At 37.3% G+C, this 25,114-nt stretch carries 27 protein-coding genes; 17 read left to right on the plus strand and 10 right to left on the minus strand.

Annotation, left to right across the window (positions count from 1 at the left end; genetic code table 11):
- Nucleotides 1-85: 85 nt before the first annotated feature.
- From sapA to GWI97_RS04650, 9 genes are all read left to right on the plus strand, one after another.
- Nucleotides 86-1,771, plus strand: a complete 1,686-nt coding sequence (sapA, locus tag GWI97_RS04610) for an ABC transporter substrate-binding protein SapA (RefSeq protein WP_036937214.1) — start codon at nucleotides 86-88, stop codon at nucleotides 1,769-1,771.
- A 3-nt stretch (nucleotides 1,772-1,774) separates the two neighbouring features.
- Nucleotides 1,775-2,740 carry a putrescine export ABC transporter permease SapB gene (gene sapB / locus GWI97_RS04615; protein WP_036937216.1) on the plus strand — a complete coding sequence of 322 codons (966 nt, stop codon included), beginning with the start codon at nucleotides 1,775-1,777 and terminating at the stop codon, nucleotides 2,738-2,740.
- On the plus strand, nucleotides 2,727-3,620 hold the full coding sequence (gene sapC / locus GWI97_RS04620) for a putrescine export ABC transporter permease SapC (protein ID WP_036937218.1): 894 nt from the start codon (nucleotides 2,727-2,729) through the stop codon (nucleotides 3,618-3,620). Before sapB ends, sapC begins: the two co-directional genes overlap by 14 nt.
- A complete protein-coding gene (sapD, locus tag GWI97_RS04625; RefSeq protein WP_036937220.1) occupies nucleotides 3,620-4,621 on the plus strand; it encodes a putrescine export ABC transporter ATP-binding protein SapD in 1,002 nt (333 codons plus the stop codon). The genes sapC and sapD overlap by 1 nt, the downstream gene beginning before the upstream one ends.
- Entirely contained in the window at nucleotides 4,611-5,420 is an 810-nt protein-coding gene (sapF, locus tag GWI97_RS04630; RefSeq protein ID WP_036937222.1) for a putrescine export ABC transporter ATP-binding protein SapF, read from the plus strand. Before sapD ends, sapF begins: the two co-directional genes overlap by 11 nt.
- A gap of 206 nt (nucleotides 5,421-5,626) precedes the next feature.
- A complete protein-coding gene (gene fabI / locus GWI97_RS04635; protein WP_006537026.1) occupies nucleotides 5,627-6,415 on the plus strand; it encodes an enoyl-ACP reductase FabI in 789 nt (262 codons plus the stop codon).
- Nucleotides 6,416-6,721: 306 nt separating this feature from the next.
- Nucleotides 6,722-7,423, plus strand: coding sequence for a DUF3592 domain-containing protein (locus GWI97_RS04640; protein ID WP_036937225.1), 702 nt, complete (start codon nucleotides 6,722-6,724; stop codon nucleotides 7,421-7,423).
- A gap of 217 nt (nucleotides 7,424-7,640) precedes the next feature.
- The gene (gene gstA / locus GWI97_RS04645) at nucleotides 7,641-8,252 is read left to right on the plus strand and encodes a glutathione transferase GstA (RefSeq protein WP_036937227.1); all 612 of its coding nucleotides are present in this window, start codon (nucleotides 7,641-7,643) and stop codon (nucleotides 8,250-8,252) included.
- A gap of 165 nt (nucleotides 8,253-8,417) precedes the next feature.
- Nucleotides 8,418-8,879 carry a hypothetical protein gene (locus GWI97_RS04650; RefSeq protein ID WP_036937229.1) on the plus strand — a complete coding sequence of 154 codons (462 nt, stop codon included), beginning with the start codon at nucleotides 8,418-8,420 and terminating at the stop codon, nucleotides 8,877-8,879.
- Nucleotides 8,880-8,918: 39 nt separating this feature from the next.
- On the opposite strand, the gene pdxY is transcribed toward GWI97_RS04650, so the two are convergent.
- The 4 genes from pdxY to anmK form a co-directional block, all read right to left on the minus strand.
- Nucleotides 8,919-9,788: a pyridoxal kinase PdxY gene (gene pdxY, locus GWI97_RS04655; RefSeq protein WP_036937232.1), complete on the minus strand. Its 870-nt coding sequence runs from the start codon at nucleotides 9,786-9,788 to the stop codon at nucleotides 8,919-8,921.
- 124 nt (nucleotides 9,789-9,912) lie between these two features.
- Nucleotides 9,913-11,187, minus strand: a complete 1,275-nt coding sequence (gene tyrS, locus GWI97_RS04660; RefSeq protein ID WP_036937235.1) for a tyrosine--tRNA ligase — start codon at nucleotides 11,185-11,187, stop codon at nucleotides 9,913-9,915.
- Between the two features lie 132 nt (nucleotides 11,188-11,319).
- Nucleotides 11,320-11,973 (minus strand): pyridoxamine 5'-phosphate oxidase, encoded by a 654-nt coding sequence (gene pdxH, locus GWI97_RS04665; RefSeq protein WP_036937237.1) that lies wholly within the window; start codon nucleotides 11,971-11,973, stop codon nucleotides 11,320-11,322.
- A 43-nt stretch (nucleotides 11,974-12,016) separates the two neighbouring features.
- Nucleotides 12,017-13,129 (minus strand): anhydro-N-acetylmuramic acid kinase, encoded by a 1,113-nt coding sequence (anmK, locus tag GWI97_RS04670; RefSeq protein WP_036937239.1) that lies wholly within the window; start codon nucleotides 13,127-13,129, stop codon nucleotides 12,017-12,019.
- Between the two features lie 220 nt (nucleotides 13,130-13,349).
- Here anmK and GWI97_RS04675 point away from each other — a divergent pair, with 220 nt between their 5' ends.
- The gene (locus GWI97_RS04675; protein WP_036937241.1) at nucleotides 13,350-13,817 is read left to right on the plus strand and encodes a glycine zipper 2TM domain-containing protein; all 468 of its coding nucleotides are present in this window, start codon (nucleotides 13,350-13,352) and stop codon (nucleotides 13,815-13,817) included.
- 188 nt (nucleotides 13,818-14,005) lie between these two features.
- Here the strand turns inward: GWI97_RS04675 and slyA are convergent, their stop codons facing one another.
- Both slyA and GWI97_RS04685 read right to left on the minus strand, forming a co-directional pair.
- The gene (gene slyA / locus GWI97_RS04680; RefSeq protein WP_036937243.1) at nucleotides 14,006-14,434 is read right to left on the minus strand and encodes a transcriptional regulator SlyA; all 429 of its coding nucleotides are present in this window, start codon (nucleotides 14,432-14,434) and stop codon (nucleotides 14,006-14,008) included.
- A gap of 453 nt (nucleotides 14,435-14,887) precedes the next feature.
- The gene (locus GWI97_RS04685; RefSeq protein WP_036937245.1) at nucleotides 14,888-15,127 is read right to left on the minus strand and encodes a DUF1289 domain-containing protein; all 240 of its coding nucleotides are present in this window, start codon (nucleotides 15,125-15,127) and stop codon (nucleotides 14,888-14,890) included.
- 183 nt (nucleotides 15,128-15,310) lie between these two features.
- Here GWI97_RS04685 and gloA point away from each other — a divergent pair, with 183 nt between their 5' ends.
- Nucleotides 15,311-15,718 (plus strand): lactoylglutathione lyase, encoded by a 408-nt coding sequence (gloA, locus tag GWI97_RS04690; protein WP_036937247.1) that lies wholly within the window; start codon nucleotides 15,311-15,313, stop codon nucleotides 15,716-15,718.
- 96 nt (nucleotides 15,719-15,814) lie between these two features.
- Complete coding sequence (rnt, locus tag GWI97_RS04695; RefSeq protein ID WP_036937250.1) at nucleotides 15,815-16,453, plus strand: ribonuclease T; 639 nt, start codon at nucleotides 15,815-15,817, stop codon at nucleotides 16,451-16,453.
- 115 nt (nucleotides 16,454-16,568) lie between these two features.
- On the opposite strand, the gene GWI97_RS04700 is transcribed toward rnt, so the two are convergent.
- Nucleotides 16,569-16,910, minus strand: a complete 342-nt coding sequence (locus tag GWI97_RS04700) for a Grx4 family monothiol glutaredoxin (protein WP_006537039.1) — start codon at nucleotides 16,908-16,910, stop codon at nucleotides 16,569-16,571.
- Between the two features lie 392 nt (nucleotides 16,911-17,302).
- Here GWI97_RS04700 and GWI97_RS04705 point away from each other — a divergent pair, with 392 nt between their 5' ends.
- Complete coding sequence (locus tag GWI97_RS04705; protein WP_036937253.1) at nucleotides 17,303-18,118, plus strand: sulfite exporter TauE/SafE family protein; 816 nt, start codon at nucleotides 17,303-17,305, stop codon at nucleotides 18,116-18,118.
- 293 nt (nucleotides 18,119-18,411) lie between these two features.
- Nucleotides 18,412-18,990 (plus strand): superoxide dismutase [Fe], encoded by a 579-nt coding sequence (gene sodB, locus GWI97_RS04710; protein ID WP_036913209.1) that lies wholly within the window; start codon nucleotides 18,412-18,414, stop codon nucleotides 18,988-18,990.
- Nucleotides 18,991-19,127: 137 nt separating this feature from the next.
- On the opposite strand, the gene cydH is transcribed toward sodB, so the two are convergent.
- Entirely contained in the window at nucleotides 19,128-19,211 is an 84-nt protein-coding gene (gene cydH / locus GWI97_RS18570) for a cytochrome bd-I oxidase subunit CydH (protein ID WP_103004765.1), read from the minus strand.
- A 268-nt stretch (nucleotides 19,212-19,479) separates the two neighbouring features.
- On the opposite strand from cydH, the gene purR reads away from it, so the two are divergent.
- Complete coding sequence (gene purR, locus GWI97_RS04720; RefSeq protein WP_036937255.1) at nucleotides 19,480-20,505, plus strand: HTH-type transcriptional repressor PurR; 1,026 nt, start codon at nucleotides 19,480-19,482, stop codon at nucleotides 20,503-20,505.
- Nucleotides 20,506-20,527: 22 nt separating this feature from the next.
- Here purR and punR read toward each other — a convergent pair whose 3' ends face one another.
- Entirely contained in the window at nucleotides 20,528-21,430 is a 903-nt protein-coding gene (punR, locus tag GWI97_RS04725; protein WP_036937258.1) for a DNA-binding transcriptional activator PunR, read from the minus strand.
- Between the two features lie 118 nt (nucleotides 21,431-21,548).
- Between punR and punC the strand changes: the two genes are divergently transcribed.
- Nucleotides 21,549-22,766: a purine nucleoside transporter PunC gene (punC, locus tag GWI97_RS04730; protein ID WP_036937260.1), complete on the plus strand. Its 1,218-nt coding sequence runs from the start codon at nucleotides 21,549-21,551 to the stop codon at nucleotides 22,764-22,766.
- A 306-nt stretch (nucleotides 22,767-23,072) separates the two neighbouring features.
- Nucleotides 23,073-24,227, plus strand: a complete 1,155-nt coding sequence (gene cfa, locus GWI97_RS04735; RefSeq protein ID WP_036937262.1) for a cyclopropane fatty acyl phospholipid synthase — start codon at nucleotides 23,073-23,075, stop codon at nucleotides 24,225-24,227.
- 95 nt (nucleotides 24,228-24,322) lie between these two features.
- Here cfa and GWI97_RS04740 read toward each other — a convergent pair whose 3' ends face one another.
- Nucleotides 24,323-24,982 (minus strand): riboflavin synthase subunit alpha, encoded by a 660-nt coding sequence (locus GWI97_RS04740; RefSeq protein WP_087802516.1) that lies wholly within the window; start codon nucleotides 24,980-24,982, stop codon nucleotides 24,323-24,325.
- Nucleotides 24,983-25,114 lie beyond the last annotated feature (132 nt).

Raw genomic sequence — 25,114 nt, forward strand, 5'->3', positions numbered from 1 at the left:
TTTTCTCACTTTGCTTTTTGACTATTTGGGGATAGAAAGTTTTTTAAGTTACAATAGCAAAATCGTTTCTCTAAAAGACATTATTATGCGCCTTATTTTACTTATTAGTACTTTGCTACTGAGCTTAACAAGTGTAACTTGTATCGCAAATGTAGCGCCACAAACACAAGCGCTATCTAAAATACTTGAGCCAACTCCAATTAATCAAAATGGCTTTGTTTATTGTGTTGATGGCAGTGTAAATACTTTTAATCCGCAATTATCAAGCAGTGGATTAATTATCGATCCCCTTGCTGCACAACTTTATGATCGTCTTTTAGATGTTGATCCTTACACTTATCGGCTTATCCCAGAAATAGCTGCACGATGGGAATCGCTAGATAATGGTGCAACATATCGCTTTTATTTACGTAAAAATGTCTCTTTCCAGCAAACATCTTGGTTTACACCTACGCGAAAACTTACAGCAGATGATGTGATTTTTAGTTTTGAACGGATGATCAACCCGAAAAATCCTTACAATCAAATTAATGGAGGGAAATATCCTTATTTTGATAGCTTAAGTTTTGCTGACAATATCCAATCAATTAAAAAACTGGGCCAATATACGGTAGAATTTAGCTTAAAAGAGCCTGACGCCTCTTTTCTATGGCATTTAGCAACACATTACGCCCCTGTTCTTTCCGCTGAATATGCACAAAACTTAGAGAAATCAGGTAATCAGACACAGCTTGATTGGAAACCTGTAGGCACAGGGCCTTTCTACCTTGATGAATATCAACCAGGCCAATTTGTTCGCTTATTTAGAAATGAAAATTATTGGAAAGGCCAGCCTAAAATGCAACAAGTTGTTATTGATATGGGTGCCGGAGGTACGGGCCGTATATCTAAATTATTAACGGGTGAATGTGATGTTTTGGCCTACCCTGCAGCGAGCCAATTAAAAGTTTTACGTGATGACCCTCGGCTAAGACTAACGCTTCGTTCAGGTATGAATATCGCTTATTTAGCCTTTAATACGAGCAAACCTCCCTTAAATGACCTTAAAGTGCGCCAAGCCATCGCGTATGCCATAAACAATGAACGTTTGATGGAATCGATTTATTACGGTACTGCTGAAACAGCGGCGTCAGTACTTCCTCGCGCATCTTGGGCCTATGATAATCGTGCAAAAATTACAGAATACAATCCTGAAAAATCAAAACAAATTCTAAAAGAGCTTGGACTTGATGGCCTTAATTTAAATCTTTGGGTCCCTAGCGCATCGCAATCTTACAACCCTAGCCCATTGAAAATGGCCGAGCTCATTCAAGCAGACTTAGCCCAAGTGGGTATTCAAATGAACATTCGTCCAATTGAGGGGCGATACCAAGAAAAAAGTCTGATGGATCGGACTCATGATATGACACTATCAGGCTGGTCAACAGACAGTAATGATCCTGATAGTTTTTTCCGTCCACTCTTTAGTTGTGCGGCAATCGGCTCTCAAACTAACTTGAGCCATTGGTGCTTACCTAACTTTGATGAAATATTGAAAAAGGCGCTTTATAGTCAACAGCTTGCTTCAAGAATGGACTATTATCATGAAGCACAAAATATTCTTGCTCAAGAATTACCCGTACTGCCTCTAGCTAACTCTTTACGTATGCAAGCATATCGCTATGATATTAAAGGGCTAGTATTAAGTACCTTCGGTAATGCGTCTTTTGCTGGTGTTTATCGAGAAACAGAAGTGGAAGAACACAATCACAAGAAAGAGGCTATCAAATAATCTATGATTATTTATTCAATACGTCGATTACTTTTATTACTTGTGACACTGTTCTTTTTGTCACTAGTGAGTTTTAGCTTGAGCTATTACACACCAAATGGCCCATTAAGTGGGGCATCACTAACCGATGCCTACTTTTTTTATGCCCACAATATGATCCATTTCGATTTTGGCATTTCCTCTATTAATGGAGAACCTATTAAAACGCAATTAATCGAAGCTCTGCCGGCCACAATGGAACTTTGCACATTAGCTTTTCTTTTCGCTCTAATAGTGGGCATTCCCGCGGGGATTATTGCGGGTGTTTGGCGTAATAAATCCGCTGATATTATTATCAGCAACTTTGCTCTATTAGGCTTTTCTGTGCCAGTGTTTGGACTTGCGTTATTATTAACACTTTTCTTCTCGTTAAAATTAGGTTGGCTTCCTGTTTCAGGTCGTATTGATTTACTTTATAACTTGCAGCCTATTACGGGTATTGCATTAGTTGATGCTTGGCTATCTGATTCACCTTATCGCCAACAAATGATAATGAATGTATTACACCATCTGATTTTACCTGTAACAACACTTGCTATTGCCCCCACAACCGAAGTTATTCGATTAATGCGCAATAGTACGGAAGAAATTATGTCAGAAAACTACGTAAAGGCAGCCGCAACTCGAGGCCTCTCACGTTTTACAATTATTCGTCGTCATATTCTTCATAATGCTTTACCCCCCATCATCCCTAAATTAGGCTTACAATTCTCCACCATGCTTACACTGACCATGGTGACAGAAATCGTATTTAACTGGCCGGGACTCGGTCGCTGGTTAGTCACTGCAATCCGCCAACAAGACTACTCTGCTATTTCTGCAGGTGTAATGTTAGTGGGTTCAATGGTTATTATTGTCAACGTCTTATCAGATATTGTAGGCGCAATGAGTAACCCAATGAAACACAAGGTGGGATATGCCTTTAGATAGCCAATTTTATAAAGAGAAAAAAACACCGACACCCGCGGCTGTGATTTGGCAGTGTTTTTCTAAAGATGTTATCTCAATGGTAGGGTTTTATGGTGTTCTTTTTCTCTTAATATTAAGTATCGTAGGCCCTTATATTGCGCCTTATGCTCTTGACCAACAGTTTTTTGGTCATCAATTAACACCACCATCTTGGTATCAAAATGGGAACGTTTCTTATTTTTTTGGTACAGACGACTTAGGCCGAGATGTTTTTAGTCGAATTTTAATTGGGACAAGTATGACCTTTGGCGGTGCATTTATTGTCACCTTTGCTGCAACGTTAATGGGATTAATCATCGGCTGTTTTGCGGGAATGACCCATGGTTTAAAATCAGCCATTCTCAATCATATATTAGATACATTATTATCGATTCCATCACTACTTCTGGCTATTATTGTTGTCGCTTTTGTGGGAACAAGCCTTGGTCATGCCATGATAGCAATTTGGTTAGCATTGTTGCCGCGCTTAGTTAGAATGATTTATTCTGCGGTTAATGATGAATTAAATAAAGAATATGTCATTGCATCTCGCCTTGATGGTGCATCAAATATTTCAATTTTATGGTATACCGTACTACCTAATATTACGCCTGTATTGGTTTCTGAATTAACACGTGCTTTCTCGATTGCTATTCTTGATATTACCGCATTAGGCTTCCTCAATTTAGGTGCTCAGCTCCCTTCTCCTGAATGGGGCGCAATGTTAGGTGATTCATTAGAGTTAATTTATGTCGCGCCTTGGACAGTCTTAATTCCAGGCGCCACTATTATGATAAGCGTTTTACTGGTGAACCTTTTAGGTGATGGTTTACAGCGTGCAATAAATGAGGGAGTTGAATAATGCCTTTATTAGATATACGCAATTTAACCATTGAATTTATGACGCCTGATGGCCCAGTAAAAGCCGTAGACCGTGTTTCTATTACCTTAAATGAAAGTGAAGTCAGAGGGCTTGTTGGCGAGTCTGGATCGGGTAAAAGCTTAATTGCGAAAGCTATTTGCGGTGTTACGAAGGATAATATCAGTGTAACAGCAGACCGCTTCCGCTTTGATGATATTGATTTACTTAAATTATCGCCAAGAGCTCGACGCCGTGTCATCGGTCATAATATTTCAATGATTTTCCAAGAGCCACAATCCTGTCTTGATCCGGCGACGAAGATTGAACAACAACTAATACAAGCCATTCCTGGTTGGACATTTAAGGGGCATTGGTGGCAACGCTTTCATTGGCGAAAACGTCGTGCAATTGAACTATTGCATCGTGTGGGTATTAAAGATCACAAAGATATTATGCGCAGTTACCCTTATGAATTGACAGAAGGTGAATGCCAAAAAGTAATGATTGCTATTGCCATTGCAAATCAGCCTCGATTGCTGATTGCCGATGAACCCACTAACGCAATGGAACCCGCAACACAAACACAAATCTTTCGTTTACTCACTCGACTCAATCAAAATAATAATATGACTATTCTTTTGATTAGTCATGATTTGCAATGGATGAGTAAATTAGCGAACAAAATTACAGTTATGTATTGTGGTCAAACTGTTGAAACAGCCTCTCCTGATGAGCTATTAGTGACACCTTATCACCCTTATACTCAAGCATTGATACGCTCTATTCCCGATTTTACCAATTCATTGGCACATAAGAGCCGTTTAAATACATTACCTGGAGCAATACCTTCGCTTGAACATCTGCCTGTAGGTTGTCGTTTAGGCCCTCGTTGCCCATATGCACAGCGCCAATGCATTGAAGCACCTCGGTTACGTTTATTTAAAAACCATGCCGTGGCTTGTCATTTCCCGTTAAATGTGGAGCCAACAGATGTTCGATAAACTACTTGAGGTAAAAAATCTTTCAAAAACATTTCGCTATCGCACGGGATTGTTTCGACGACAGCAATTAGAAGCCGTAAAACCTGTTAGTTTTACACTTGAACCCAAACAAACTTTAGCCATTATTGGTGCGAATGGTTCAGGAAAATCTACATTAGCAAGAATGTTGTCGGGTGTGACAGAACCTACAGGCGGGGATATTTTTATTAATGGCCATCAACTGCATTTTGGTGATTATCCTTATCGTAGTCAACGAATTAGAATGATATTTCAAGATCCCACTAATTCATTAAATCCTCGGCAACGTATAGGTCAAACATTAGATATCCCTTTACGACTGAATACCAACTTAAGTGCAATTGAACGTGAAAAACGCATTTATCAAACATTACGACAAGTGGGGCTTTTACCTGAACATGCAAACTATTATCCCCATATGTTTGCATCCGGTCAGCGTCAACGAATTGCGCTTGCAAGAGCATTAATTTTACAACCTCAAGTGATTATTGCAGATGAAGCAATAGCATCACTAGATATGTCTTTGCGCTCACAAATTATAAACTTAATGTTAGAACTGCAAGAGACACATGATATTGCCTATATTTATGTAACACAAAATTTAGGTATGACTAAACATATTAGCGATAAAGTTATTGTGATGGATAATGGTGAAGTCGTTGAACGTGGTAACACAGCAGAAGTCCTCGCATCACCTTTGCATGAAGTCACGCGAAGATTGGTTGCAAGTCATTTTGGTGAAGCCTTAACAGCCGAAGCTTGGCGTCAAGATTTGACTTAAGTATAAACAATATAATCCTAATATTAATTGAACATTATTTCGCCCTTTCCCTTAACTCCTCGGAGGTGCTAGGGAAATTAAACAAATTTACAAATGTCGTGGTAGAATCAGCCACGTTTATTAACAATAAGCGTGATAACCTAACAGATAAATAAAACTGTGAATGATGTTATTATCGCGATTTACGAAAAAACAAGGATACAGCTATGGGCTTTATGACCGGCAAACGCATTCTTATTACTGGTGTTGCTAGTAAATTATCAATTGCTTATGGTATTGCCAAAGCTATGCGTGACCAAGGTGCAGAACTTGCATTTACTTACCAAAATGAAAAACTGAAACCACGCGTTGAAGAATTTGCAGCATCATTAGACTCCAATATTGTATTAGAGTGTGATGTGTCAAAAGACGAAAGCATCGATACCATGTATGCAGAACTTGCAAAAGTTTGGCCGAAATACGATGGTTTTGTTCACTCTATCGGTTTTGCTCCTGCTGACCAATTAGATGGCGACTATGTTAATGCTGTAACTCGTGAAGGTTTTAAAATTGCTCACGATATTAGTGCATATAGCTTTGTTGCGATGGCAAAAGCAAGCCGTGAAATGCTAAATCCAAACTCTGCACTGTTAACTCTGACTTATTTAGGCGCTGAACGTGCAATTCCTAACTATAACGTTATGGGTCTGGCGAAAGCGTCTTTAGAAGCTAACGTACGTTACATGGCAAACGCCATGGGGCCTGAAGGTATTCGTGTTAACGGTATCTCTGCTGGTCCAATCCGTACATTAGCGGCATCTGGTATCAAAGACTTCCGTAAAATGTTAAGCCATTGCGAATCAGTAACCCCTCTGCGTCGCACTGTAACAACCGAAGATGTAGGTAATACTGCAGCATTCTTATGCTCTGACTTATCAGGCGGTATTACGGGTGAAATCGTCCACGTTGATGGTGGCTTTAGCATCGCAGCAATGAATGAATTAGAACTAAAATAATTCTATCGTTTAAATAATAAAAGCCAGCCTAAAATCATTAAGGCTGGCTTTTTTATGAGAATAACATTCCTGCGTATATTCATTTCATCCTCCTTGTTAGATCTTTTTTAAGCTTTTTCTATATTTAATTATTTTGCTCTTTTATTGATGAATACCCACATTTCATCTTGTTTTCACTCTTTTTGAATTTTATATTTAGATCAATTACTTTTTAGATAAATTTAACTTTTGTTTTTTAGTTAATTCCTATAATCTTCTTTCTCATTACAGATACAATAATCACATATTAATAAAAGGATTTAATGTATGAAGAAATTTAAATTCCTATTTTATCTTTTTGCCATTATTGGCGTGGTTATTTTTGTCGTCGCTTTATTTGTTATTAAATCAGAATTACATTTAGTAAGAAATGGGATAGAAACAACGGGCGTTGTTATTGAGCTAAGTATTAATAAATCTTCCAATGATAGAAGCATTTATCATCCTATTATTCAATTTACTACTAAGGATAATAGAGAAATCATCTTTCGTTCACTAGAAGGAAGTAATCCATCACGTTTTCATCTTGGTGAAAACATTAGTATTATTTATCTTCCTGATGATCCTCAAAAGGCAACAATTAACAACTTTTTAGGCTTATATGGCGCAGGCACTATATTAGGTGTTTTTGGACTGATATTTGCCACAATAGGTCTTATCCCTTTGTATTTTATGCGAAGAAGAGCCAATAGAGATCAACGATTGATACGTGATGGTATGCCCATTAATGTGAAAATATCTGAGATTATTATTAATAATAATATTCGTATTAATCACCGTTCTCCTTATCAAATCATTGCAGATTACCATGATACATTAAACAATCGTTTAATTCGTTATAAAAGTGGCTATCTCTTTTTTGATCCCACGCCTTATATTAATAAAGAGCTGATTACAGTCTATGTAGACAAAAGAAACCCCAAGATTTATTACCTTGATATTTCTTTTCTACCATCATTTGAAGAATGATAATTAAATAAGCTTATATAGACTTAATATAAAGAAAAATTATTTTCTGATAATTTCATCAATTATCAGCCTTGTTCACAGATTTACAAAAGCCTTTTCCATTCGCATCATTTGAGTTTGCTAATTTCTTAGAACACCTTATTATCTTATTTTAATGAAGATATTTATTGATATCCGTAAGTCATTATCACCACTCATTGATAGGGAGCTATTCAATATGAAATTGTACTACGCGCCGGGTAGTTGCTCACTTTCCCCTCATATCGTTTTACGTGAAACGGGCCTAGATTTCTCTATTGAGCGCATCGATTTACGTGCAAAAAAAACAGAGTCAGGTAAAGATTTTCTAACCATCAACCCTAAAGGACAGGTCCCTGTTCTTCAGTTAGATAATGGTGATATTCTGACTGAAGGTGTTGCTATTGTTCAATACCTTGCAGATTTAAAGCCAGATAGAAATTTAATTGCAGCGCCAAAAACGTTAGAACGTTATCACCAAATAGAATGGTTAAACTTTCTTGCAAGTGAAGTTCATAAAGGCTATAGCCCACTATTTTCACCTGATACACCTGAAAACTACGTGCCCGTGGTTAAAACCAAATTAAAAAGTAAATTTGCTTATATTAATGATGTATTGAGCAAACAGAAATGTGCATGTGGTGAGTATTTTACTGTTGTTGATGCCTATTTATTTACATTAAGCCAATGGGCACCGCATGTCGGCTTAGATTTAACTGATTTAACACATCTGCAAGATTACCTAAAGCGTATTGCACAACGCCCTAATGTTCATAGCGCACTCGTCACTGAAGGTTTAATTAAAGAGTAATCCTTGATCCTTTTAAATTAAAATAGCTCAAGTAAAATCAATTTGCCTGAGCTATTTTCTTTTAAACACACAGAAAATAAATGTGGTTATCTAAAGTAATACACTTTCATATCTGTATCTAAAAAGTACTCAAGGAAATTACGTTACTGAATAATGGGATATTGCATGCTTCAAGTTTCAACTTACTTAAAAATAAAAGATAATTTTATTAATATCAATGAATATAATGGTTTATTAAAAGATAGTTTTTATATTGAAGGTGCCATAGAATTATCTATTTATAATACCAAAGTAATCGATATAGGCATGTGGGATTATGTTGACCAATTATGGAGCTATCTAATCGAAGGTTTAGTTAAAATAAATGAAAACAAAGAATTTAAAGCAAATTTTCCTGACCAACCTATTGAAATAAAATTTCAGCCTATCAATGACAATGTGCTGATTACTATCACCGCTAACGAACCCCAAAAAGCTTTTATTAAAAAAGAGCTGTTTATAAAGACAATGGCATTACATGCACAAGACTTCTTTAATAAGTTGGTAACCTTTAAAGGTATTGTGCTTAATGATTATGCTATTGATTTTCAAAATATAAAAAACTTACTAAAAAACGGAAACTATTAAGCCTCCGTTCTTATTCTAATCAAATGTGTTTTATTGCAATTAATCTATCTGTGTTGCGCAGAATCGATGTGTTGGATGTACCATTTGATCTTGAGCAGCAACGAGTTGCAGTTCGTACTCATTCATTTCTTTTGTTTTTAGCATCACTTCATAAACCGCTGCTGCAACATGCTCTAATGCGGTTTGTAACTCAACACCTTTAAGTAAATCCACCAACATTAAACCACTTGTTAAATCACCGACACCGACAGGCTGACGCTCACCAAAATCGACTAACGGACGACTAACATGCCAGCTATGTTCTGCAGTGACTAACAGCATTTCAAAACGATCATGTCGATAACCCGCTCGTGATAAATGTTTTACTAATACAATTTTAGGACCTTGATTACATAAACCACGAGCCGCATTTACACACTCATCAACGCTATTAAGTGTTTTACCACCACTCAAGGTTTCAAGCTCTAATAAATTAGGTGCAATGATATCACTAATAGGCAATGCTTCTTCACACAGTACACCGGAAACGGCAGGCGGTACAATACAACCTTTTTCAGGATGCCCCATTACAGGATCACAAAAATACCATGCGTCAGGATTAGCTTGTTTTACTTTTTTAACAATATCAACAATGCGTAAGCCTTGTTCGGCTGAACCTAAATAACCACTTAATACCGCATCACATTGTGAGAGTTTACCGATTGCAGCAATACCATCAACGATTTCAGTAATATGTTCTGCTGACATCACACAACCCGTCCATTTTTCTGGATATTGTGTGTGGTTTGAAAATTGCACAGTATTTAAAGGCCAAACGTTCACACCCATCCGACGCATTGGAAACTCAGAAGCACTGTTACCAGCATGACCGAATACAACATGTGATTGAATAGAGAGTATATTTTTCATGACATAAACCGATTATTGTGAATACACACAACACCCAAGCTTTATCATCATAGGCGAGGTATATACGTTATTTATTGTTATTAAGAAAAAGGGCAACTCACTGGCTGCCCTTTTTTACTGTCAATTATTTCCAGATAACAAGGCAGTAGTGTTTTTTACCGCGACGTAAAATAGAATAATGACCAAATAAGAAATCTTTTTCTTCAAAGACGTATTCAGGATTGTCTTGTTTTTCGCCGTTAATCGAAACAGCGTTAGAGCCAATCATTGTACGAGCCTGACCACGAGAAGGAACTAATTCTGCGTTAACCAGCGCTTGTTGCAAATCACTGCCTTTTTCTAACTCAATTGTTGGCATACCGTCTTGTGCTAATTGTTCAAGATCAGCTTGTGTTAAGTCAGCAATTGCACCAGAGAATAAGCTTTCTGTAATACGTTTAGCAGCAATTAAACCCTCTTCACCATGAACTAAGCGGGTTACTTGTTCTGCTAATACACGTTGCGCACGAGGTGCTTGACCGCTACTCTTATCTTCTTCTTCAAGCGCATTAATCTCTTCAATGCTCATGAATGTAAAGAATTTTAAGAAACGATAAACGTCAGCATCTGCGGTATTGATCCAGAACTGATAGAATTTGTATGGACTTGTTTTCTTAGGATCTAACCAAACCGCACCACCTTCTGTTTTACCAAATTTAGTTCCGTCAGACTTAGTAATTAAAGGTACGGTCATACCAAATACTTGTTTCTGATTGAAACGACGGGTTAAATCGATACCTGAAGTGATGTTACCCCATTGATCAGAACCACCGATCTGTAATTCAACACCTAAATGCGTATTTAATGACGCAAAGTCATAAGCTTGTAATAGGTTATAGGCGAATTCAGTAAAAGAGATACCCACATCGTCACGGTTTAAACGTTGTTTAACCGCTTCTTTGTTGATCATTTGGTTCACAGAGAAGTGTTTACCGATATCACGCAGGAATGTCAGCACATCCATTTGACCAAACCAGTCATAGTTGTTTGCTAATTCCGCACTGTTTTCACCACTGTCGAAATCTAAGAAAGGTGACACTTGTTTACGAATTTTTTCTACCCATTCGTGAACAGTATCTTGGGTATTCAGTTTGCGCTCGGTGGCTTTAAAACTAGGATCACCAATCAGACCCGTTGCACCACCCACCAACGCCACAGGCTTATGCCCGGCTAGTTGGAATCGTTTTAAACACAGCAAAGGAACCAAATGCCCCAAATGCAGGCTATCAGCGGTAGGATCGAAGCCACAATAGAGAGCGATAGGACCTTGCTCCAAACGCTCTACTAAAGCTGCCTCATCCGTGACCTGAGCGATTAGCCCACGCTCCTGCAATTGTGTGATTAGGTTCTTGCTAGACATCAATGACTCCATCGGTTTATTGTTTTTTGTCTATTTAAAATATAAGTTAAACATAAGTGGTATAGCATAAAGCGCCACTACATTAAGTACCAGTAGAAAAAGACTTTTTAGTGCAAAATTATCAGCGCATCATTAAGGCGCTAATCGCTCAATGTCCCATCCTTGTGGTGATTTTTGGTAGATAAAACGATCGTGTAGACGGTTTTCCCGTCCTTGCCAAAATTCAACAGACTCAAAGGTCACACGGTATCCCCCCCAGAAACTCGGTAATGGAACTTCCCCATTTTGAAATTTCTGCTTTAATTCCATAAATTTGCTTTCTAACACACCTCTTGCAGAGATGCGAGAAGACTGTTGAGAAGCCCAAGCCGCAATTTGACTGTCTTTAGGGCGACTATGGAAGTATTTCAGAACTTCAATAGGCGAAAGTTTTTCCGCTTTCCCTAAAAAACAGACTTGTCTTTCTAAGGGATACCAAGGGAATAATAAACTAACTCGTTGATTATGTTCTAAATGCGTTGCCTTACGACTGCCTAAGTTAGTGTAAAAGACTAATCCATGCTCATCAAAGTGTTTTAATAACACAATACGTTGATAAGGTTGTCCATTTTCATCGACAGTTGCAACACACATCGCTGTAGGATCACTTAAACGTGCTTCACAAGCCTGTTTTAGCCATTTTTCAAACAATACCAATGGCTGTTCTGTTAATTCATGACGTCGTAATCCACCTTTCATATATTCACGACGTAAATCAGCAACATCAATAAAATCAAGATCTGTCATTTTTCACTCTCTCTTTTGAGAAACTACGTTCAGCATATCACGCTTAACAAGGATTTGTAGGGTAAATCGCCCCTAAAACAGTTTCTCTTGATGCCCCTGTAACAGAAGGTAAATTTCCAGATTCATTTGCAATAGTTCTCGCAGCGAGCCAAGCAAAAGCAAGGGCTTCCATATCATCACCACTTAAACCATATTTATCTGTCGGTGCCACTTCTGTTCCCGGTAGTAATGACGCTAAACGATGCATAATTTGCCCGTTTCTAGCCCCACCGCCACAAACTAAAAGACGTTCGCATCCCCCATTTAATTGTATCTGTTGCACAATACTTATCGCGGTTAATTCAACTAAAGTGGCTTGTACATCTTCGGGAAAAACATTAGGTACTCTTGCTAAATGATAGTTTAGCCATTGTGTATTGAAATATTCCCGCCCTGTACTTTTAGGCGCTGAACGAGAAAAATAAGGATCAGACAGCATATCTTTTAATAATGCAGTATTCACTTTTCCTGTTGCTGCCCATTGTCCATTATCATCATAAGGCGTTTGATTATGTATCCAGTTCCAGCTATCTAACAACATATTGCCGGGACCTGTATCATAGCCTTTTACTGCAACACCCGGTAATAACAATGAAATATTGGCAATTCCACCAATATTTAAAATAATACGCTTCTCAATAGAATGTCCTAATACCGCAAGGTGAAAAGCAGGGACTAAAGGTGCACCTTGTCCACCATATGCAATATCTCGGCGACGGAAATCACCGACAGTGGTAATTCCTGTTAATGCAGCCACACGGTTGTTGTCGCCAATTTGCATAGTAAATGGCATATCACTTTCAGGTTCATGCCAGACCGTTTGTCCATGGCACCCTATTGCTGTAATGTCGCTTGCACTGAGTTTTACTTTTGCAAGTAATTCTCTAATTGCTTGAGCATAGAGTTCTCCTAGTTGTGCATCTAATAAGCCGAGTTCATGTAAAGTAGTCGGTTGTCCTTGGCAAACAGCTAGAATGCGTTGACGTAGAAGTTGTGGATAAGGCAGAAAATGAGTTTCTTGTTGTGCAACAAATTTATTGTTGATTGCAGCTAATACAACATCAACACCATCTAAGCTTGTGCCAGACATCACGCCAATGTACCGCCCTGCTCTCATGTTCTTTTCCTTATAATCAAGATGATGCAAATTTTTAACATATAATGTTATATTCTTTTTTTCAGAAAGCTCTTCTGTTTCTACTACCAGCCTTTACTATATAGTAAGCTATATATTATTAAAATCAGTGTCGACATAAGCAAAAAATAGTCTATAACTGATATTAGACAACATTGGTATAACCTGAACAATTTACCTCAGGTTTTCTTTAGGAGTAACTATGTTTAAGCATTTACTTATTGGTCTTTTTACAATGACTGTTCTTACTGGTTGTGTGAACACAAGCTCATTATCAGGTGACACTTACACTGCAAATCAAGCAAAACAAGCTCAAAATATTACATATGGTACGATTGTTTCAGTTCGTTCAGTTAATATTCAAGCAGGTAGCGATGAGAATATCTTAGGTGCCATTGGTGGTGCTGTTCTTGGTGGTATGTTAGGTAACACAATCGGGGGTGGTACAGGTCGTAACCTAGCAACAGCGGCTGGCGCAATCGCGGGAGGAATGGCTGGACAACAAGCACAAGGCGCATTAAACACAACGAAAGGTGTCCAAATCGAAGTTCGTTTAGATAGCGGTAAAACCGTCGCTATCGTTCAAAAAGCAGATAATACTGTTTATAGCCAAGGTCAACGTGTTGCTGTCATTGGTAATGGAAATAATTTAACTGTATCTCCTCGTTAATTGAGGATAAAAAACAGGCAACATTAGGTTGCCTGTTTTATTTCATGATCTAATAATAATGAATTTAAAGAGAGATTAAATATATAACCTACCTATTTATTATCACCATATGATAATTCATATAATAATTATTATTACAATAGTAATTAATCTTTATTTAAATAGATTATATATTAAATTTTAAATTATTAGTCATTTAATCTATTTATGTTTTTTTCCAATTTATGGATAGTGCCAATCAATGTTTCAATTTCATCTCGTCGAATATCACCCAATATTTCTCGTCTCGTTTGCTCTATAACAGCATAAACTTCACTAATAAAAGGTTCAGATTCTTTTGTTAATTTTATACGTTTTGCCCTACGATCATTTGCACATGTATGTCGACATATCAGTTTTTTTTCTTCCAGTTGATCTAATGTTCTCACTAACGAAGGTTGCTCTATTCCTATCGCCTTAGCCAATTGAATTTGTGACTGCTCTGGCGGTAATTGACTAATGTTATACAAGGTGACCCAATGAGTTTGGGTTAATTTTAATGGTTTGAGACGATGATCAATTAAAGCACGCCATAATCGAACTAAACGCGCTAAATCAGCTCCTAATGTTGATTCCACTTATCTCTCCTTAATTAGCATTTTCAGTCAACTCATTGCAAAGTTTAGATATTCATTTTTAATACAATATTTGCCTACTCTTTTTAATTGAAATATTTACCTTTAATAACTAATGTAGTTATATTCCTATTTATTAGATAAGTAATTATTTTCAAGACTTGATTAATCTATTTTCTTTCTGACAACGAAAGCCTATAAAGAATAACCTTGTTATAAAAACTAATCTATATTTTTTTACATAATAATTATTATTATTTCACAACGAATATCTCAAAAAGAAAAAATATTATTATTTTCATATAATTACAGGGAAATAATCATCAGATATCTTTTTAATCAATATAATTATATTAATAAAGAAAAAATAATAAACCAACTAACTATAATAAATAACAAAAATGAATAAAAATAATATTTAATTATTACTTTAATATTAAAAAATAAGTTGAATATTTAAAATAAATTAAGCTGTTCATTCTCTTTTTCTATTGTCAGTTTTGCCTTTTTTAACGTTCTTAAATAACGTTGTTGACAAAGGCGTAATATATTTCTTTTATCTTGTGCGCCCATTGTTGACCAATTAAATCGTTCTTGTCGATTACGATAACACCCTATGCAATAGCCTTGTGCATTCATTTCGCAACGTCCAATACAAGGGCTAGGAATATCAAAAAATTCTAATTGATCTTGCATTTGATTTTCCCCCCCTATTGTTTGTTACTATAGAGTATAGTTAATAGAGATATTATCTGCACAATACACCGATTGAACTGTTAACAGCGTAGTAAAATTGAACTTTAGGTCTCTAACGCGCTATAGTACTGCGCCATCAGTTTATCTGTGGGGTTTAATCATTAAAAAACACGAGAGGTTTATATGCGAGTACTTCATACCATGATTCGTGTAGGCGATTTACAGCGTTCTATCGATTTTTATACCAAAGTTTTAGGTATGCAACTTCTACGCACTAGCGAGAATGAGGAATATAAATACTCGTTAGCTTTTGTTGGTTATGGTGATGAGAGCACGGGTGCGGTTATTGAATTAACCTATAACTGGGGCGTAAATAGCTATGAAATGGGAACAGCTTTTGGGCACGTTGCACTTGGTGTTGATGATGTTGCTGCAACTTGTGAAGCTATTCGTCAAGCGGGCGGTAATGTTACCCGCGATGCAGGCCCAGTAAAAGGAGGTTCAACTATTATTGCCTTTGTTGAAGATCCTGATGGGTATAAAATCGAACTCATCGAAAATAAAAGTGCAAGTCACGCACTAGGTAACTAATTTTTATTTAAACCAGAGAGATAACTCATTTATCTTTCTGGTCCTTGCTTATTATTAATTTCCGATATTTTCTTTTTATCGGATAAGTACAATTTGATGCCTGAAATAAATAATCCCAATAAGCTTTGTAACCGTTTTCGAGGTTACTACCCTGTTGTTATTGATGTTGAGACAGGTGGATTTAATGCAAAAACAGATGGTTTACTTGAAATTGCCGCTATTACATTAAAAATGGATGAACAAGGTTGGTTAAAACCTGATAACACGCTACATTTTCATGTCGCTCCTTTTGATGGTGCTAATCTAGAACCTGCCGCCTTAGAATTTACAGGCATTGATCCAACAAATCCACTTCGTGGTGCAGTCAGTGAATATGAAGCCTTGCATGCAATTTTTAAGATGGTACGCAAAGGAATGAAAGATGCTGATTGCAACCGTGCTATTATTGTGGCGCATAATGCAAATTTTGATCACAGCTTTGTAATGGCCGCAGCAGAACGTGCAAAGTTGAAACGAAACCCTTTTCACCCTTTTGCCACTTTTGATACAGCAGCATTAAGTGGATTAGTATTAGGGCAAACTATTTTAGCTAAAGCATGCATCACCGCAGGAATACCTTTTGATAGCAAACTAGCACATGGTGCGCTGTATGATACTAATCGTACATCATTACTTTTTTGTGAATTAGTTAATCGCTGGAAAAAACTCGGTGGATGGCCACTTCCAACACCTTGAAACTTTCACAAATACCATATGAAGAACAGAAAAAAGCCAGTTCATTACTGAACTGGCTTTTCTTATTAAAACCTTAATAATTTTATACGTTCCACTAGGAAACAATAAAAATCAATTATTGTGCTTCTTCTTCACCACGGTATTTATCAGCAGTCTCTTTTAATAATTTTTGTAATTCACCACGCTGATACATTTCTAAAATGATGTCACATCCGCCGACTAATTCACCATCTACCCATAATTGTGGGAAGGTAGGCCAATGTGCATATTTAGGCAATTCTGCACGAATATCGGGATTTTGTAGGATATCAACATACGCAAAACGCTCACCACAAGCAGAGATAGCTTGAACTGCCTGAGCAGAAAAACCACAACTTGGTAATTTTGGTGAACCTTTCATGTATAAAATAATTGGGTTTTCATTGATCTGGCGTTCAATTTTTTCAATAGTCGTCATTCGTAAGTCCTTACAACCTTTTAAATTCGATATGCTTTATATGGGGAAAACATGGAAGAAGAATACCACTTTATATCGGAAAGCTCTATATAAGTTTAGTTATCAATATAAAACAATAGGTTGCTGTTAAATCACGATCCTGTTGATAAGAAAACATAAAATAAAACATAAAAAGCAAATTAATACGTTAAAGATATTTATGAATGTGTCTATCGCATAATTAATTCGATCATGCATAACAAAAATAAAAAGCTTCAGTGAAAAGGCTTTTTATTTCGATTGAGAAAATACTCAGTACTCGAATCGATGGTTTAATTACATGAATTGCTACCCTCCAAAAAGGATCTAATGTATATAAATGGGTTTGTTATAAATCCTAGTGAGTATTAATTATGGACATGATTTTGCTGTTTCTTTTAGTGGGTTGTATCACTGGCTTTTTTGCTGGACTACTTGGCATTGGAGGCGGTGCAATCATTGTTCCGGTGGTGATGTATGTGGTCAGTCAACAAGCTATCCCAACAGAGATGGTAATGAAAATTGCCTTATCTACCTCATTTTCTGTCATCATATTTTCCACAGCATCTTCTGCGTATTCTCATAACAAACACAAAGCTATTTTGTGGGAGCAATTTCCCTTATTATCTCTCGGCACGATCATAGGTATGCTTGCAGGCACTTTTCTGGTACAAAAAATGTCAAACACGCTCTTACAGATCGTGTTCTGTATTTTCATGATATATACCATTTATGGGTTATTAACTAAGAAGAAAGAATCTGAACGTATTGAAAATGTAAAAGATCCCATAGTTTCAAAACCAACCTTAACCCGTGGCGGCTCTTTAATTGGCTTTATATCCAGTTTTATTGGTATTGCTGGTGGCACGATTACCATTCCTCTTTTAAGCCATTGGGGATTTAATACACGTAAATGCATTGCAACTTCTTCTATGATTGGTGTCATTATTGCTTCAATAGGCACAACGATGGGGATTGTCTATGGCTGGAATAAAACAAATATTGATGATTATTACTTGGGTTTTATCTATTTACCTGCCTTTATCGGAATAAGCATTACTAGCGTACTCTTCGCACCAGTCGGTGTTAAAGTTGCTTATCGACTTCCCATACTAAGAGTTCGCCAAATATTTGCATTATTTCTATTTTTAGTCGTGGTGAAAATGATGTATACGCTTATTATAGAATAAGCAATTCAAAGAAATATTTTGAAAAAAGCAAAATTATTTTCTTTTATTACTGTCAATTTTTACTACTTTACGAGTCACCTCGCGGGATATACTCTTATGAGTATTACTAATCTATATGGCTTATAATTATAGATAAAAGATATTTAGCTGTTATTTCAGCAGATTTTTGTTAAAATAATTAGCAAAATAGTAACAACTTAGTAATTCATTTGCCTCATTTTATCAATTCAGATGATTATGATGAAATGATTTCAGGCACAAAACCCGAAATAGATAGTATAAAGGAGTACGCAATGTCTTTCGAATTACCAAAATTACCTTATGCGTTAGATGCTCTTGAGCCACACATCTCTAAAGAAACATTAGAATACCACTATGGTAAACATCACCAAACCTATGTAACCAACTTAAACAACTTGGTTAAAGGCACTGATTTAGAAAACAAATCTTTAGAAGAAATTATCAAATCTACAGATGGCGGGATCTTCAATAACGCAGCCCAAGTATGGAATCACACTTTCTATTGGAACTGTTTAGCACCAAATGCAGGTGGCGCACCAACAGGTAAAATTGCTGATGCTATCAACAAAGCATTTGGCTCTTTCGAAGAGTTCAAAAAGCAATTTAACGATGCAGCGGCGAAAAACTTCGGTTCTGGTTGGACTTGGTTAGTTAAAAAAGCTGACGGCTCTGTCGCTATTGTTAACACATCTAATGCAGCAACCCCCGTTTCAGGTGCAGATAAACCACTGTTAACTGTAGACGTATGGGAACATGCTTACTACATCGACTACCGCAATGCGCGTGTTAAATACTTAGAAGAGTTCTGGGCTCTGGTTAACTGGTCATTTGTTGAAGCTAACCTAGCTTAATTGAGCTTGATTATCAAAGGTGGGTGATTGCAATTCATTTTTGGTGACAAAATAACAAAGGGCCTTGGGCCCTTTGTTATATTCAGATATTCGATAATCTATTATTTAAATTGATCGGATATTTTATAAAACAGTGATTAGAACAACATAGTTGAAAATAAAACGATCATAACAAGCGCTGCGACTGCTGTGCTCAAACCAAATTTCAGATCCGTATCCATCTATATCTCCCTCAATATGATTATAATACACGTTATTAACCATAACCTTACCATGGTTAAATATTATCACATATCAAAATTTGCTAAAATAGCGACCAGTGCACAATTTATAACATTGATTAATACTTTCACTTTTGAGCTAGATCATACAAAATTCATAGCTAATCGCTAAATTATTGCCAGTGTTTGCCCTATGTATGACTATACTGGCAGTTAAACCACAAAATTAGATAAAAGAGACCAATGAAGGTCAGGAGTTTTCCACACCATGGCAACAATAAAAGACGTGGCAAAACGCGCAGGCGTATCAACCACGACTGTTTCTCATGTGATCAACAAAACACGTTTTGTTGCTGAGAACACACGGGCAGCAGTTTGGGCCGCTATAAAAGAATTAAATTATTCGCCTAGTGCCGTTGCGCGTAGTTTGAAAGTTAATCACACCAAATCCATTGGCCTGTTAGCCACGTCCAGTGAAGCTCCTTACTTTGCTGAGGTGATTGAAGCAGTTGAAAACAGTTGTTATAGCAAAGGCTATACACTGATTTTATGTAATTCACATAATAATCTTGATAAACAAAAAGCCTATTTAGCGATGTTGGCACAAAAACGCGTTGATGGATTATTAGTGATGTGTTCTGAATATCCCGATCACCTTCTGACTCTTTTAGAAGGCTATCGTAATATTCCCATGGTTGTCATGGATTGGGGTAAAGCTCGTGGCGACTTTACAGACACCATTATCGATAACGCTTTTCATGGTGGTTATATCGCAGGCCGTTACCTTATCGAACGAGGTCATCGTGATATTGGTATTATTCCTGGGCCATTAGAACGCAATACTGGTGGTGGTCGTCTACAAGGCTTTTTAAAAGCGATGGAAGAAGCCAAGATCACAGTAAAAGATGAATGGATTGTACAAGGTGACTTTGAGCCTGAGTCAGGTTATAAAGCGATGTATCAAATGTTAAATCAAAAACAACGCCCTACTGCTGTTTTTTGTGGCGGTGATGTTATGGCAATGGGCGCAATCTGTGCGGCTGATGAGCTAGGTTTACGTGTTCCTTTCGATATTTCAATTGTGGGTTACGATAATATTCGTAATGCACGTTATTTTACCCCAGCATTAACCACAGTCCACCAGCCCAAAGAACGCTTAGGTCAGATGGCCTTATCAATGTTACTTGATCGCATTGTTAACAAACGCGAAGACGCTCAAACAATCGAAGTACACCCTCGATTAGTCGAGCGCCGTTCAGTTGCTGATGGTCCTTTTATCGACTATCGTCGCTAAGACTTATTCAGAACGCCGATTTCTAGCGAAGCCATTCCTCATTTAAGGTTTGGCTATCTCCAAGATAATCTAACAGCCACGTTAAAGCGGGCGATTCACTCTTATCGACCCACGTCAGACAGCATGGGCTGTCTGGCAATGGCTGTGCGAGGGTTAAAGTAACTAGCTTACCCTGGGCTATCAATGGTTCAGCACGATGCCAAGGCACCATCCCTACACATAATCCCGCTAATAAACATTCAAGCCCCATATCCCAGGTTGGTACAACCATTCTACGTTGATTATTTAATGCCCAAGTATCCCGCTTGGGTAAACTGCGTGATGTATCCTCTAAACATAAACTAGGATAAGGTCGCATTTCGTCATCCGTTAATGGATGTTGTGCTTTAGCTAAAGGGTGATCAACGTGGCAAACACAGCGCCAAGGCATAAATCCCATATCCCTAAAACTATAACGTTCACCAATCGGTGAAGCTCTTGTCGCACCAATAGCTAAATCAACACGACCATTCACTAAAGAGTCCCACACTCCATTAAATACTTCTGGGTAGACATACAACTCAATATCAGGAAAATGGCGATAGAAATCGAGAATAAGTTGTTGTGTTCTTTCAGGTTTAACAATGCCATCAACTGCTATACTAAATTGACCGCGCCACCCATTAGAAACTTGTTGACAAAGATGTCGAGTGTCATTCATTTTTTTGATAACAGATCGCGCTTCTTTGATAAAAATTTTACCTGCATCAGTTAATTCCACATCACGATGACGACGCTCAAACAAAGGAACAGCAAGCCATTCCTCTAATTGTCGAACAGTGTAACTAACAGCGGAGGGCACTCTGTGCAATTCTTGAGCAGCGGAGCTAAAACTTCCCGTTCTGGCGACTGCATCAACAACTTCTAAAGAGTATTCTGACCACATAGCATTTATTCCTTTGAAAATTTTTCACAGCATTAACCAAATATTCCCGTTTCACAAGTAAAATAAGTCTTCGTTACAATACCTAAAATGTTCTACATCACATAGCATAGAAAACAAAATGAATTCTAAAACATCCACACAATCAAAAACACCTATGAGCTTTATGGTGTACCTAGCAGGTTTGAGTATGTTAGGTTACTTAGCTATTGATATGTATTTACCTGCATTTGGTATGATGCAACGTGAACTCTCTATCAGTGAAGGTGCTATTAGTAATAGCTTAAGTATCTTCTTATTTGGTTTTGCTGTTGCTCAATTACTTTGGGGACCACTTTCTGACAAAGTGGGTCGTAAACCTATTCTTCTTATCGGTTTAGGTCTTTTCGCTTTAGGCTGTCTTGGCATGCTGTGGGTTGAAAGTGCAACCGGCTTGCTTGCTATGCGCTTCCTACAAGCTTTCGGTGTCTGTTCTGCTGCTGTTATTTGGCAAGCACTTGTTATTGACCGTTTTGATGAATCTCGCGCTCAGCACGTTTTTGCTCTAATAATGCCACTCGTTGCATTATCACCAGCATTGGCGCCTTTAATCGGTGCATCGTTGTTAAATCATGGTGGCTGGCGCATGATTTTTATGCTGTTAATGGCGGTGACGCTGGTATTAATGCTACCTACATTAATGTTAAAAAACATTAAACAAAAATCAGTCACAGAAGCAAATCAATCTTCTGCTTCATTTATAACTTTACTAAAATCTCCGCTCTACACAGGTAACGTATTAGTTTACGCTTCTTGTAGTGCTGGTTTCTTTGCTTGGTTAGCTGGCTCACCAATCATTCTTGAGAAGATGGGTTATTCACCACAGGATATCGGTTTAAGCTATATTCCACAAACTATTGCATTTATGGTCGGCGGTTATGGTTGTCGTATTTTACTGTCAAAAATAACGGGTAAGACATTATTACCGCTTCTGTTAATAGGTTATGCCGTTAGCATGACTGCGTTATATCTTGTTGCTAAATTTACTGAGCCAACACTAACCACGATCTTAATTCCATTCTGTATTATGGCTGCAATGAATGGTGCATCTTATCCGATTGCCGTCTCTAATGCTTTATCGGCTTATCCTGAAATCAGTGGTAAAGCTGCCGCATTACAAAATGCGCTTCAACTGGGTCTTTGTAGCTTAGCAAGTTTTATCGTGTCTGCATTTATCAGCCAGCAACCTCTGATTAACACCACCGCAATTATGGCGTTAACGGCACTCCCAATGGCAGTTGGTTACTTTATTCAGCGTAATAAATCCGTTACCAAACACACAGTTCAAACAGTAGAATAATTACCTTCTCTATTTTAAGAATTATCTTAAAAGGGCCTTTTTATAAAAAATGGCCCTTTTATTTTCTAGAGAAAAACAATTCACATCTCTATACTTACCTGTACGTTGTAATAGCGTTTTATTTATTTTTCTTTCGGATTTTGAGGCATTAAACAGATTATTAGCTGATTATGTCAGATTAGTCGTCTTATTAATTCTATTCGTTCAATCACTATTGAACACAATATCATTTTAATACTGTCAATCTGTGCACATCCTTTCTTAACTTTATGCCTCAAAACCCGCTTAGTTTACGCCGGAGAGTATATGAGTACATCTTGTGTAGAAGAAGGCCGAAAGACCTCCAATGATCCTTACGAAAGGATCGCTATAGAACTATTAACTCACGCAGATATTCGAGTCAATGGCTCAGAACCTTATGATATTCAGGTTCACAATCAAAATTTTTATAAAAGAGTATTGCAACAAGGCTCATTAGGTCTCGGTGAAAGCTATATGGACGGCTGGTGGGATTGTGAACGACTTGATATATTCTTTCATAAAGTATTACGTGCAGGTCTTGAAAATAAACTTCCGCAAAACCTGCGTGATATCTTAAAAATTGCAACAGCCCGCCTTTTTAATTTACAAACACAAAAACGTGCATGGATGGTTGGTAAAGAGCATTACGATCTCGGTAATGATTTATTTACAGCTATGCTTGATCCAAATATGCAATATTCCTGTGGTTACTGGAAAGATGCAGATAACTTAGCGCAAGCTCAAGAACATAAATTAGATCTTATTTGCCGAAAATTAGATTTAAAACCTGGTATGACTTTACTCGATATCGGTTGTGGTTGGGGTGGACTTGCTGCTTACGCAGCAAAACATTTTGGTGTTTCTGTTACTGGTGTCACTATCTCTGTTGAACAACAGAAATTAGCGCAAGCACGATGTGAAGGACTTGATGTTAATATCATTTTAGAAGACTACCGCGATTTACATGAACAATTTGATCGCATCGTTTCTGTCGGCATGTTTGAACACGTTGGCCCCAAAAATTATGCAACTTACTTTGATGTCGTTCGTCGGAATTTAAAAGAAGATGGTCTGTTTTTACTCCATACCATTGGATCTAATCGCGATAAAGTGAATGTAGATAGTTGGATAAGTAAATATATCTTTCCTAATGGTTGCTTGCCGTCAATTCAAAAAATTGCACATGCCATGGAAAGTAAGTTTGTGATGGAAGATTGGCACAATTTTGGTGCGGATTACGATAAAACGTTAATGGCATGGTATCAGCGTTTTTTAGCCTGTTGGCCAGATATTGAATCAAATTACACACCGCGTTTTAAACGTATGTTTAGTTATTATCTGAATGCCTGTGCGGGTGCATTTCGAGCCAGAGATATTCAATTATGGCAAATCATGTTAAGCCCTAAAGGGCAAATTGGTGGTTTACAGATCCCTCGTTGATTTTTCTTAAAGACAAAAAAAGCCAGTTTAATAAATCAACTGGCTTTTTCTTTAATCTGAGTTAATGCAAATAATACTAATAATTAATAATGTGATTATTGCTCTTCATTTTCACTTTGCTGTGCTGCTAATAAAGCTTGTTGCTCTGCTTGTTGTGCCATAACACGCTCTACGGTATCCACAATCGCTTGAGTTTGAGGATCAAGTTCAATATTCACTTTATCGCCAAGACGTTTACGACCCAGTGTCGTTCTATCGCGAGTTTCTGGAATGAGGTGAACACAGAATCGATTATTAACAACATCACCAATAGTCAAACTAATGCCATCAATACCGATAAAGCCTTTATGCAAAATGTATTTCATCAACGATTTATCAAAGATACGAAACCAAATCTGTAAGTTATTTTCTGATGTAATAATTTTGGCAACTTCAGCGGTTGTGACGATATGACCAGACATCACATGTCCACCGATTTCATCACCGTACTTAGCTGCGCGTTCAATATTAACTTCAGAACCTACGTTTAATTCACCAAGGTTAGTAAGACGCAATGTCTCTTTCACTAAATCAAAGCTAATGTGCGTACCTTCAATTTTAGTGACCGTTAAACAGCAACCATTATTCGCAACAGAGGCACCTGTTTCTAAGTTACCGACTAACTCTTTCGGTAATTCAATGATATGGGTACGAAAATCGCCTTTATCTTCTATAGCAATAACTCGCCCTTTTCCCTGAACAATACCTGTAAACATCTTACATCTCCTTGGGTAGATAAACTGGTAAACTCAATTTAGGCTTATGCTAATTAGAATAACATAGCTCTTATTAATACAAAGGAACAATTATCGTGTTTATTCCTTGTTGATTATCGCCATTAAATATAA

The sequence above is a fragment of the Proteus sp. G2300 genome (genome assembly GCF_009915965.1).
Classification (GTDB): domain Bacteria; phylum Pseudomonadota; class Gammaproteobacteria; order Enterobacterales; family Enterobacteriaceae; genus Proteus; species Proteus vulgaris.